Origin of the sequence: Caballeronia arvi (genome assembly GCF_001544695.2) — a bacterium.
GTDB lineage: Bacteria > Pseudomonadota > Gammaproteobacteria > Burkholderiales > Burkholderiaceae > Caballeronia > Caballeronia arvi.
This window is the reverse complement of the sequence record NZ_FCOM02000114.1, coordinates 1-10,910: the sequence shown is the minus strand read 5'-3', so window position 1 is coordinate 10,910 and position 10,910 is coordinate 1. Positions and strand designations below refer to the sequence as shown.

The 10,910-nt window shown below is 59.8% G+C and carries 11 protein-coding genes and 1 pseudogene; 6 read left to right on the top strand and 6 right to left on the bottom strand.

All coding sequences use genetic code 11. The annotated features are described in order from the left end of the window. Window positions 1–130 precede the first annotated feature (130 nt). The 4 genes and pseudogenes from AWB74_RS42330 to AWB74_RS42315 form a co-directional block, all read left to right on the top strand. Window positions 131–490 (top strand): annotated as a pseudogene (locus tag AWB74_RS42330) (antitoxin PaaA2 family protein); the annotation flags it as partial. A gap of 621 nt (window positions 491–1,111) precedes the next feature. After that, a complete protein-coding gene (locus AWB74_RS42325; protein WP_061152478.1) occupies window positions 1,112–1,297 on the top strand; it encodes a hypothetical protein in 186 nt (61 codons plus the stop codon). 49 nt (window positions 1,298–1,346) lie between these two features. Then, on the top strand, window positions 1,347–1,796 hold the full coding sequence (locus AWB74_RS42320) for a universal stress protein (protein WP_061152483.1): 450 nt from the start codon (window positions 1,347–1,349) through the stop codon (window positions 1,794–1,796). 235 nt (window positions 1,797–2,031) lie between these two features. After that, entirely contained in the window at window positions 2,032–2,268 is a 237-nt protein-coding gene (locus AWB74_RS42315; RefSeq protein WP_061152482.1) for a hypothetical protein, read from the top strand. 6 nt (window positions 2,269–2,274) lie between these two features. On the opposite strand, the gene AWB74_RS42310 is transcribed toward AWB74_RS42315, so the two are convergent. From AWB74_RS42310 to AWB74_RS42300, 3 genes are read right to left on the bottom strand one after another with little or no spacing between them, the layout of a single operon-like run. Next, complete coding sequence (locus AWB74_RS42310; RefSeq protein ID WP_061152477.1) at window positions 2,275–2,871, bottom strand: PqiC family protein; 597 nt, start codon at window positions 2,869–2,871, stop codon at window positions 2,275–2,277. Next, the gene (locus AWB74_RS42305) at window positions 2,868–4,163 is read right to left on the bottom strand and encodes an MlaD family protein (protein ID WP_061152476.1); all 1,296 of its coding nucleotides are present in this window, start codon (window positions 4,161–4,163) and stop codon (window positions 2,868–2,870) included. Before AWB74_RS42305 ends, AWB74_RS42310 begins: the two co-directional genes overlap by 4 nt. Continuing rightward, window positions 4,160–5,365: a paraquat-inducible protein A gene (locus tag AWB74_RS42300; protein WP_061152475.1), complete on the bottom strand. Its 1,206-nt coding sequence runs from the start codon at window positions 5,363–5,365 to the stop codon at window positions 4,160–4,162. Before AWB74_RS42300 ends, AWB74_RS42305 begins: the two co-directional genes overlap by 4 nt. A 347-nt stretch (window positions 5,366–5,712) precedes the next feature. On the opposite strand from AWB74_RS42300, the gene AWB74_RS42295 reads away from it, so the two are divergent. Next, window positions 5,713–7,950 carry an amylo-alpha-1,6-glucosidase gene (locus AWB74_RS42295; protein WP_061152481.1) on the top strand — a complete coding sequence of 746 codons (2,238 nt, stop codon included), beginning with the start codon at window positions 5,713–5,715 and terminating at the stop codon, window positions 7,948–7,950. 169 nt (window positions 7,951–8,119) lie between these two features. Then, window positions 8,120–8,329: a DUF2934 domain-containing protein gene (locus AWB74_RS42290; protein WP_087039541.1), complete on the top strand. Its 210-nt coding sequence runs from the start codon at window positions 8,120–8,122 to the stop codon at window positions 8,327–8,329. Window positions 8,330–8,473: 144 nt separating this feature from the next. On the opposite strand, the gene AWB74_RS42285 is transcribed toward AWB74_RS42290, so the two are convergent. The 3 genes from AWB74_RS42285 to AWB74_RS42275 form a co-directional block, all read right to left on the bottom strand. Further along, window positions 8,474–8,980, bottom strand: coding sequence for a DUF2127 domain-containing protein (locus AWB74_RS42285; RefSeq protein WP_235024919.1), 507 nt, complete (start codon window positions 8,978–8,980; stop codon window positions 8,474–8,476). 24 nt (window positions 8,981–9,004) lie between these two features. Beyond that, the gene (locus AWB74_RS42280; protein WP_087039540.1) at window positions 9,005–9,802 is read right to left on the bottom strand and encodes a MipA/OmpV family protein; all 798 of its coding nucleotides are present in this window, start codon (window positions 9,800–9,802) and stop codon (window positions 9,005–9,007) included. Between the two features lie 499 nt (window positions 9,803–10,301). Beyond that, on the bottom strand, window positions 10,302–10,910 hold a 609-nt coding region (locus AWB74_RS42275), incomplete at its 5' end, for a c-type cytochrome (RefSeq protein WP_143749479.1).

The window sequence follows — 10,910 nt, the reverse complement described above, 5'->3', positions numbered from 1 at the left end:
TCGTTATAGTGCCGCCTTTCGCAGCCACACCGGGCGATGGGAGCCGCTGCCGGGCACAGGCTCACTCGACGAGATGGTCGAGGTCGTCGTCACGCTCCTACAGCCTTATCTGCAGCCCGATAATTATTAAAGGCAATTAGGGGATGTTGTACTAGTCACCTCGAACAATCGCCGGCCGCGCGCCTTCCGCAACCCGATCAAGGCGCTCGAGGTGATCCGCGCACTGGGCTTGCAGAACGGGCGATTCTCGCTGGAAGCTTGGCGGCCGGATGAAGCCGAGCTCGACCGGCCGAGCCGCCCCGATCGCGCGGAGGCGATGAAGCAGGCACACTCGAACGCTACCGCGTATGAAAAGTGGTTCCGTGAACAGGTGCAGAAGTCGTTAGATGACCCACGGCCGAACGTCCCGCATGCAAAGGTGCAAAAAGAGATGGCCGACAAGAAGGCCGCATTGCGCAAGCGGATCGCAGCCGGCGGGGCTAAATCTTGATCGTGGAGTGGCGCGCACGAGCGCACGAGGACCGTAGCAAGATCTTTGACTACATCATGATGCTGCGAGGCTGATCTCCCAACATAAGTACTATGAAGCAAATGACGCCCTACGGCAGGCCGTTGCGAGTGTACGGTATGACTGGGTCGATCTGGAGGCCGCTCCACAGCCTGCGCAGACCGGGCAACCAGCCGCGAATGCCATCGAGCATCCCGCTTCGTCCCCGAGCGCACGATGAACCTGTTCGCCATTTCGAAGCGTCCCTCTGGAGGGTCCCATAAGGCGATTTGATTTGAGCCTATGCACAAGGGGACTGCCGCGCAGAGCACTGACAATACATGCGGGGGACCCCGTTAGGCGAAGGCTTCTCGCAGCGACGACCGGCGTAGGTTTGGCCGCCGCGCCTTTCAGCTTGTCGCGATTATCCGAGTACGCCGCTGCATGTTTACGTCGTAGGAAGAGGGTCGAGCGCGCCACTGTGGCGTGCTTTCTCGTCTGCAAGCTCATGATGGGAAAGCAAACAAAGCATCCGGGTTGCCGGACTCCGTCGTTAATGCCAAATACATCACAACGTGATATATAATTAAGTCACGATGGCCATCGCGGCGAAGGGAGTCTGTCATGTTGATCACCAGCGATTTCGAAATAGGAATGATATTGGTTGTGTTCGCTCTCCTGGGCGTAATACTGATGGGCGCGTTGTCTTCAACGCTTCATCTCGATCGATGGCATCCCAGACTCGTGGGTGCCACGGTCGGCGCCGTATTCGGCCTGGCACTCATTGAGGCAGTACCCATGATCACCTAGAGCGGTCTTTAACTAGACGGGCACTGTGTCCCATGATCCGAGCGCAATGATGGCACCGTTCGATCGATTTCTTCTCTGCTACGACGGCACGTCCGAGGGACGCGCTGCGCTGAGATGCGGCGCGGCACTTGCCAAACGACTAGAAGCCGAGACGCATCTGCTGGCGATGTTGGACTGCTCTTACTGGGCTCGGGGGTTCGACGTGTTGTCATCCGTTAATTTCGACCTGGACGAACGGGCGGCGAGGGAAATCCTGCAGGAAGGGGTTGAAAAGTTGCAAGGATGGGGAGTTGCAGTTACGGGACACCTTCTCGTCGGTAACCCTGTGGACGAGATCGCACGTTTGGCTGACTCTCTGAGGAGCGACCTCATCGTGATCGGACACCGGCACGAAAGTGTGTTTACGCGCTGGTGGACGGGCGAAAACCATGCGTTGCTGTTGGACCGAGTCAACTGCGGCGTGCTTTTCGAGGTCGCCGGTGCAAGCGTGACCGACTAGCCGCACTGTGCCGGACCGCTTGCTGCGTGTTTGGGTCGTTCAAAAGCACCACGACTTTGAACAATCTATGCCAGCCACCGCCGTGTCCGATCTTGGCGTTGATGCGCCTTGGTCGTTGAGAGCACGCGCCCGGCTTTCTTGTCAAAGCTACATAAATAGGCCAAATGGCTGAACATGCGCTTGGGGCAACGCCGCAATGCTCGGTGACGGCTGCGCCAGCAAAGAGGAGGAATCCATGATCGTCTACTATCATGGCGTCGCCATCCAGCCGACAATCGCCCGAGTCGGGCGATCGTTCGTAGCAACAGCGTCGATTCAGGAAGAAGATGGACATGCCACTTCGTTGGGCACACTCGGCGTATTTGCGAACGAGAGCAGTGCGTTTGGCTTTGCCGTTCGCTGCGCGTCCGCGTTCGTCGACGGCGAAGACATGCCCCTACCTCCGTTTCAAGTGGGTCCTGTAACAGCATGAGAACCACTATCGACCATCCAACGAAGAAGCGATCTGGTCCGCCAGTTTCCCAAGCGCGCGACTCAGGGCGGCGGCTTTGGCCTCAGCGCCAGCGCCTGTTAGAGGGCTACGCAGCGTGGCGCGCTGCGCAAGCTCCGTCCGAACCGGGCTTCTCGAAACGAGCGCCCACTCCGCTTGCAGCGTCAACTCGCCGTCGGCAGGGACTCCGATATCGATCACTGTAACGACGAGCACGCGCGTGCCATCGGGCACCGGCGACTCGGGAAACACCAGTACCCCTCCTGGCAGCCGCGTCTCCAGATCTCGCGCCAGCGTAAGGCGCATCAACTGCGCCAGCGGCGCGGCCCAACGCTCGGTCTCCGAAATTTCGAACCGGTTCGGCGCGGGCTGCGTCACCACTTCGGGCCTATCGAGTGCCTCCGGGATATGGAGTGCCGTGAGTTGCACCGGATGCATCGGCTGCACGACGGGCAACGCGTTGCCGGGCGAAATGTTCAACGTGACATACTGCGTCTTCGGACTGCTCGCGCAGGCATGTAAAAGCAGTGCGGCGGCCACGATCGCGACAAATGTTGAAACCGACCTGGCGCTCCTGGCTGTCATTGCTCATCTCCGTGCTTGCCGCGAATGAGCGCTTCGGGATGACGATCAAGATAGTCGGCCAGCACTCGGATCGAGCGTGCCGCGTCGCTCAGTTCGCGTAGTGCGCTCGGCAGATCGTTTTGCCGCGTCGGGTCGCCGTTGAGCGTCCGGCTTGCGGCAGCGGCTGCTTCATCGGCTGCACCTGCCGTCTCCCGCAATTGCGCGACGAGCGGTGCGATCTGCGGAGTCACTTGGCTTAGCGTCTGATCGATCTGTGCGACGGCGCGATCGATATGTCTCAGGCTGTCGTCGATGCGCGGCGACGCGGCGAGTGCATCGACGCGGGCAACCAGGCTACGCACTTTGTCGCCTGTTTCCCTTATTGGAAGTTCGTTGATCTTCGTGATGATCTGATCGGCCTTGGATGTCATGTCGTCGATATCGGCGGATTCGACACTCGGTATCACTAGCGCGCCGCCCTCGTGGCCAAGCGCCGCTGCTGGTGCGCCTTTCACGAAGTCGAGCATCACCTTGCGCGAGCCAATGAGCGGCGGGTCCTGCGCCAGCCGTGCACGCAAGCCGTCACGGACGAGCCGCTCGAGCATCCCATTGACGGACGGCCGCCAGTCGCCGTTCAGCGGCAGGTTCGCGCCGGCTATACCGAGTTGCGCCGGCTCTAGCGCAATTTGCACGGGCGTGCTCAACAAACCCATCGCGGCGTCGTAGCGCAGTTGCACGCTCGTTACCGTGCCGACATGAAAGCCGCGCAACTCCACGTCGGCGCCGGTCTTCAAACCACCGACCGCGCCCGTGAAGCGCACCACGTAGCTGACCGTCGGCGCATGTGTCGGGGCTAGCGCCGGACGACGATCGTTTCCGACGAAACGCCGTGTGGGTGCGCCAGGTCCCGGCTCCATCACGATCTGCGGTCCGGAAACGAGCGCCTTGAGCGAGGACGGATCGCTCAGGTCCGGCTGCGCTCCGAACACGTAGAACTTCGTGCCGCTGCGTAGATCGTTCTTTCTGGCGCGTTCGATTTTCGCCTCGACGTTGACGTGCTTGCCGTCGGCATCGAGTGCCACCTTTTGCACATCCCCGATCTTCACGCCGTGTAACGTGACATCGGTCTCATCGGCCTTGATGCCGTAGGCATTGTCGAAGATGATGGTCACCGTTTCGCCGCCATGCATGAGCGCCTGCACGCCGAGCCATCCGACTACGCCGAACGCGGCGAGCGGCACAGACCAGATCAAGCCCGGCCAAAAGCTTCGGCGCACCACCGCGCGCGTGCGGCGCAGCCGGGTCTGCGTCATGTCGGTCTCCCCTGTCGGGCGTCCCACATCATACGGGGATCGAAGCAGCGCGATGCGGCCATCGTCAGGAATACGACCAGCGCGAATGCCGTCGCCCCGGGCGCGGTGCGCGTGGAAGCGACATCCCCGAAGCGGATCAGCGGCACGAACGCCGCAATGGTGAATACGTCGACGTTGGACCAACGCCCTAACTCGTCGATCCAACGATAAAGATGCGCCTTCATGCGCAAATGTCGCGGCGATTGGAGGCACACCGATGCGATGAACCACGCCATACCCAGGAGCTTCGCGACTGGAATGACGATGCTTGTGCACACGATGAGAATGCCCAACGGCCACAGGCCGGCATGAAACAGCTCGTACACGCCGTCGATAATCCGGTGCGGCACGTCCTTGCCGAGCTGGATCGAGATGGTCATCGGATAGAGATTCGCGGGCAGCGTCAGCACGAGCGCGGCAAGCGAGAGCGCCGTGGCGCGTGTGACGGCATCGGGCTTGCGCTCGAAGAGACGTGCGCCGCATCGCGTGCAGCGTTGCCCGTGGCAGGCCTGTGGCGCGATGAGATCGCAGGTCGTGCAGGACAACATGGGCCCGTGCGCATCGAGCGGGTTATCCGGAGCAATGGCACGCCAGACGAAGCGCCGGTCGAGCGTTGCGCGTGTGATCATCGACAGAATGGCCGCCACGATGAAGCAATAGCCGCCCGCGCCAATCGTCGCATGCAGATTCTGCGTCACGCGGGCATAGCCGATGAAGCAGCCGACCAGATAGACATCGGGCATGGCCCAAACATCGAGCCAAAGCGTCCAGCGAAAGAGCGCGCCCATGCTGCGAAATCGCTTACCGAAGCGGATCGCGCCAAGCACGACGACGAGGCCGCCGAAGCGCACGAACGGCAGCACGATGCCAAACAGACCGAGCAACAGCGCAAGTATCGTCCATCCTTCGCGCCCTATTCCGACGATACCTGACGCGAGCAGTGATGTACGCTCGCCGTCCAGCAGGCGAACGGATATGAGTGTCGCGAAGTTGGCGGGGAATAACAGCAGGAAGGTGCTCGCGGCGCAGGCGAGCGCCGCCGTGAGACTGCGGCCGCTTCGCCGCTCAAGCGGATACTGGCACAACCGGCAGCGTGCGATAGAGCGAGGATTCAGTGGCGGGACGTCTTCGAGCGCACCGCATTCTGGACATCCGATAGTCATCGTTTGCCTGACTGATGTTGAGCTGGTTAGAGCGAGGTGCGCTGCAAGATCTCATGCTTTCCGATCGTCGTGCGAGATTCGTCGCCTTCGTACAATTCAGTATAGGCGCTTGCGCCTATTTGACGGGCAAGCGGCGAACCAAGCACGCTGTTTGTTCCGCGATTTTGAAGCGGCCAAAGTTTCCTGTAGCGGGTCTTCATGTTATAGGGGTTATAGAGCAGGCGTTCGTTGAGCCACCCGGGCCATTTGAAATGTCGCGAGACTAGAATGAGAGGAGGGATGATGCGGACCGACTGCTATCGGATGCCTGGCGGTTTTCCGCATGATCCGCAGCAAGGGAGATGAAGATGTCGCTCGAGGTCAAAGTAGGACCGCCGCAGCTTGCCATCCACCAAGGCCATGCTGTCCTCTTGACCGAACCGGATGGCCAGATCGTCGGGAGAACAAACAAGGGTTTATATTTCTACGATACTCGCGTGATCAGCAGTTGGACGATCTACGCGAACGGTGAACCGTGGGCTCTGCTCAACGGCGGGACGACCGCCGCTTTCGCTGCGCGCATTTTTCTGACGAACCGTGCACTGACGACCGAGGCTGGCCAGGTCTTGCCGCATACACTCGGGCTCACGCTCAGTCGTGAGATTGGCGGCGGCTTACACGAAGATATCGACCTCATTAACTACAGTAACTCAAAGGTAAGCTTCAACCTCGAGATAGCGATACGCAGCGATTTCGCCGATATTTTTGAGGTGAAGTCGGGAAACTTCGTCCGGCGCGGCCGCATCACGACGACTTGGTCTGGGCCCCAGGAGCGTCTCACCACCGCGTATCGCAACGAGGGTTTCGTTCGCACAATTGAAGTGTCGGTCGATAACAACGATACCGCGGCCGCCTACTCGAATGGCCGTATCACCTTCGACATTACGATAGAGCACGCCGCACGCTGGCACTGCTGCCTTCGATACGATCTCTCGGACGGCTGCGAACGCTTCTCGGCACCGAGCATTTGCTGCGGTGACAACGACGATGCTTCAGAAAATAGCGCGCGGCTTAGACGGTGGCAAAGCGCTGTGCTCAAACTCGACAGCAGCAATGACACGGTCCGCCGCCTGTTTCGCCAGGCCACGGATGATCTGTCCGCGCTTCGCCTGCGGGTGATAACCCCTACCCCCGGCCCCGATGTCACACACGTCGTGCCGGCCGCGGGACTACCATGGTTCGTTGCCTTATTCGGGCGCGACAGCTTGATCGCTTCGCTGCAGACGTCATTGGTCTATCCGGCTTTTGCGCGCGGAACGCTGGAAGTACTGGGCGCGCGTCAGGCAACCGAGTGGGATGACTATCGCGACGCGGAGCCCGGGAAGATCATGCACGAACTGCGCCTTGGCGAATTGGCTTATCTCGGCCGAATTCCTCACTCGCCGTATTACGGGACGGCGGACGCAACGCCGCTCTACCTCATTGCGTTGCATACCGCGTGGTGCTGCACCGGAGACCTTGCGCTGCTGAGACAGCACCTGCCCGCCGCCGAGCGCTGTCTCTACTGGATCGACAGATACGGCGACCTTGACGGTGATGGTTTCCAGGAATACGCAACGCGCTCGCCCGCCGGGCTTGAGAATCAGAGCTGGAAGGATGCGGGCGAAGCTATCGTGTATCCGGACGGAAAACCAGTTCAAGCCCCGAAAGCCACATGCGAACTGCAAGGCTACGTTTATGATGCGTGGCTGCGAATGGCGAAGATCTATGATGTGCTGGGCGACAAGGCCCGCTCGAGCACCTTGCGAGCAAAGGCTGCTGATCTCTTCGCACGATTCAATTCCGATTTCTGGGATGAAGAGACAGGTTTCTATGCGCTCGCACTCGATGGGGACAAGAAGAAGGTGCTGAGTGTTGCCTCCAATCCAGGCCACTGCTTGTGGTCCGGGATCGTGCCCGCAGATCGCGCTGGTCGCGTCGTTTCACGGCTCGTGCAGGAGGACATGTGGAGCGGTTGGGGCATACGAACGCTCTCGGCCGACCACCCGACTTACAATCCCTACTCCTACCAGAATGGCGCAGTCTGGCCACACGACAACGGCCTCATCGCCGAAGGATTCAAACGCTACGGCTATGCGACGCAGGCCGCGAAGGTCGCTCATGATGTATATGAGGCCGGACGCTTTTTCGCGCTCAATCAGCTACCCGAACTTTATGCAGGCCTTCGCCGCAACGGATCGAACTTCCCAGTCCAATACCTCGGCGCGAATGTTCCCCAGGCCTGGGCAGCGGGATCGGTCTTCTCGCTGTTGTACGCCATGCTTGGCCTTCAACCCGATGCGCCCAACAAGATGCTTTTCGTCGATCCGGACCTGCCGCCTTGGCTGAGCGACGTTACGCTCAAGGATCTGCAACTCGGCGAGGAAAGCTTCGATATCCGCTTTTGGCGCGCGGACAATGCGACTCATTTTGAGGTGTTGAAAGGTAACCGTTCCGCGGTCGCCGGTCGCGACATTCGAGTTTGGCGAGAACTGCTAACACGATCCGAGGACGGCGCCGTCCCTCGTTCGAAGATTCACTCGTCGACCTCTTCAAAGCAGCCGTAGCTTCGGGAAACGTCCTAATTGGCGCCTCCGTCACGATCTGTCACGATCAGTCATGACACAGGGTCTCCGGTTCGCCTATCGCCATCAAATCCTGCTCGTTTCGGTCACATCGTGCTGGATTTCACGACCTTCACTCCGGGTGGCCGGGCCGACACATGGGGAGAGAGACATGGAAGTGCCTGTTACCGAAGGGCAAATACGCGCGTTGGCCTACAGCCTCTGGGAAGAAGGAGGTAGCCCAGAAGGGGGTGCCGAGGAATTCTGGCATCAAGCGCGCAAACAACTTGAAACTTCGTCCGACGGCTCGCAGACCGCGGATGAAACGGACGACAAAGGCACCACGGACATGCCGCGAACAAGCAAAGATGAACGAACCTGAGCTTGAGGTGATTTCGGTACATCGTCCGGCGCGATATCGAAACTCAAAAGAGCACCTACCAGGCGATCGCCTGGTTCTTTGAAGGGCGCGAAGCGATTCGTCGGAGCGTTCAAGCGTTCAAGCCGTGCTAGCTTGTCTACCCGTCTATGCGCCCCGTCTCCTGCGATCGTAGCGCTCTATATTCGTGCCAGGTAAGCGCGATGATGATGAAATCCAGTCCGTGATGGGCAGCAGCCATAGGGAATGGGTGAAGGTGTACCGGTAAAGCTGGTACGCAACGAACAAGCTGAAGACCGTGATCGCTATCGGGAAGTACCAAAGTCGTCGACGCAGCAAACCGACAATCAACCATAATTTGATTACTCCGTGACCAAGCAGATATATCGCGGCGAATTCCTGTGTGCCGACAGAAAGATGTTGCACGGTATGCAGCAGAAAGCCCGCGAAGAGATCGTGCGGATCTACGGCGAATTCATCCTCGGTGACCCAAACCACGAACGCCAGGAGACTTCGCCGCGAAGCGACCAGTGTGATGACGCCAGCGACGACTTCTGGAATCGCGAGAATGGCCTTGCACCACAGGCTCAGGATAAAAAACAGATGAAGCCTTTTCTGCGCAAAAACCGAGGTGATCTTGTGTGATTCGCGCATCGATCGTCATTCGAAAAGTTGCGCTCAGAACTGGTAGTTGACTGAGATGTTGCAGCCCGCCTGTGTTTTGGCCTGTGTGATGGGGCTGTTCGCAGCACTGTCAAGGAGCCGCTTGAGCGCGCCATCCGCAGTCATGAACCAGTGCTTGTCAATAAACCATACAAGGGTCACGCCGAAGCCAGCAGATTTTAGTCCGGCGCTCGCGGCATAGGGGCGATATCCGGATGCGGCGGCTTGCGCTGCGTTGACGCCGAACCAGCTATTCATATAGGTCGAGTCGGCGAACGACACCGAAGGGCCGGCAAACCAGAAGAACGTGTCGGAACTGCCGGGCATCGGCATGTAGGTGCCGAGATCTGCGATCCAACCGTTGGAGCCACCGAAGCTGCGGGTAACCGCTGCACGGACAACGAGCGGAAACTCTTTCGATATGACATACTCCGCCGCCAGCTTTATTTCCGGCGCGGGGTTGATGTTGCCAAGTCCGTTCAGCCGAGATGGATCGTCGAGTCCTCGCCGACCAAGATCGTAGACCGCTGCGGCGCTCACGCGCCAATTTTCGCCTTGGAGCACGTTCATCCCGATGCCTTCGCCGGTCGACCAAAAGGCGAGATCTCGGTACCGGATATCGATACTCGGGCCGGCGAGCACATGATAGCGATCCGCGCCGTCATAGAGCGGCCGAAAGGCCGCACCGACCCCGAGGCGCACTTGCCAGTCAGGAGGCTTTGACTCAAACAGTTTTTCCAATGGAACGCCCGCCGAGTATTGCCATTCCGAGAGCGGCGACGGAGTTTGCGCTTTCACTACCAGGGGCGTCATAAGGATCAAAAACACAGGAACCGAACTCACGAATCGCTTGTACCACTGAGCGCGCGCACAGTGGTGGGCTGCGACTATGACTATGTGCCATGCGGTTAATGCCACGACGCCCTCCTTGCCAGGACCGTGCAGCGCGCTCGCGAGCCCCGTGTAGTACACCAGCCGACCTAGTTGCGATTTTGGCAAGGAGCGTCTGTCTTCAATCAGGATCCGAGCCGCGGTCGCGGGATCAGCGAGACGAGGCCATATCAATCGATCAGAGCCACGACACAACAAGCTAAGAAGCACGCGCCATTCCCGTTTGCCCGTGTCACTAGGACGATCTTTCATTGCTCTCGCGTGGCGAGGATCGAGCGACACTTCCCTTCAGCAGTCTGACGACGCTCGATTGGGCGAAGTCGAAAACAACGTTCGTAACCGATACCATTTAAATTGTTCGCAGGCCTCAACACCAGGGGCGGTCGCCCTCGCAGATGACCACCGGCGCTCACCCAGCGCCTCATTTGTGAATGCCGTCTCTGAGCGACGCGACGTCACGAGAAGTGACGGGCGCGGCTTCATTTCCCCACATGCTGCGCACGAAGGTCAACACGTGCGCGATTTCCTCGCTGGTGAGCTTCGGTCCGAACGCGGGCATCTTCTCCGGTTGCGGCCCGCGCTCGGTACGGGGAGCGCCGCCCCCCTCCACCACGAGGCGCACAAGTGAAGTCACGTCAGGCGCGAGCACGGTTGGGTTGCCCGCCAGCCGGGGATATTTGTTAGGTTTGCCCATTCCGTCGGGGCCGTGGCACTTGGCGCAGAACGACAGGAAGATGCCGGTGCCTGGCCGCTCCATCGCGCCTGTTCGTAACGCTTGCACGCTCATGCGCGCAACACCAGACCGAGGCTCGTACGCGGAGGCAGGCTTCTGAGCGGGCAGATCCTTCAGATACCGCGCGATCGCCGCCAGGTCGTTGTCGGTCATGTATTGCGTGCTGTCCTCGACGACCTGCACCATGCTGCCAAACGGAACAAGCCCTCCTCCGTGACCATGCTTCAAGAAAGCGGCGATGTCCTCCGCACGAATGCGGCCCAGCCCCGAACCAGCATCAGCGGTCAGATTCGGGGC

Excerpts from the sequence above, each read along its gene's own strand:
- AWB74_RS42325 (WP_061152478.1), top strand. The coding sequence starts at position 1,112 with ATGTTGATCACCAGCGATTTCGAAATAGGAATGATATTGGTTGTGTTC.
- AWB74_RS42320 (WP_061152483.1), top strand. The coding sequence starts at position 1,347 with ATGGCACCGTTCGATCGATTTCTTCTCTGCTACGACGGCACGTCCGAG.
- AWB74_RS42315 (WP_061152482.1), top strand. The coding sequence starts at position 2,032 with ATGATCGTCTACTATCATGGCGTCGCCATCCAGCCGACAATCGCCCGA.
- AWB74_RS42310 (WP_061152477.1), bottom strand. The coding sequence starts at position 2,871 with ATGACAGCCAGGAGCGCCAGGTCGGTTTCAACATTTGTCGCGATCGTG.
- AWB74_RS42305 (WP_061152476.1), bottom strand. The coding sequence starts at position 4,163 with ATGACGCAGACCCGGCTGCGCCGCACGCGCGCGGTGGTGCGCCGAAGC.
- AWB74_RS42300 (WP_061152475.1), bottom strand. The coding sequence starts at position 5,365 with ATGACTATCGGATGTCCAGAATGCGGTGCGCTCGAAGACGTCCCGCCA.
- AWB74_RS42295 (WP_061152481.1), top strand. The coding sequence starts at position 5,713 with ATGTCGCTCGAGGTCAAAGTAGGACCGCCGCAGCTTGCCATCCACCAA.
- AWB74_RS42290 (WP_087039541.1), top strand. The coding sequence starts at position 8,120 with ATGGAAGTGCCTGTTACCGAAGGGCAAATACGCGCGTTGGCCTACAGC.
- AWB74_RS42285 (WP_235024919.1), bottom strand. The coding sequence starts at position 8,980 with ATGCGCGAATCACACAAGATCACCTCGGTTTTTGCGCAGAAAAGGCTT.
- AWB74_RS42280 (WP_087039540.1), bottom strand. The coding sequence starts at position 9,802 with ATGACGCCCCTGGTAGTGAAAGCGCAAACTCCGTCGCCGCTCTCGGAA.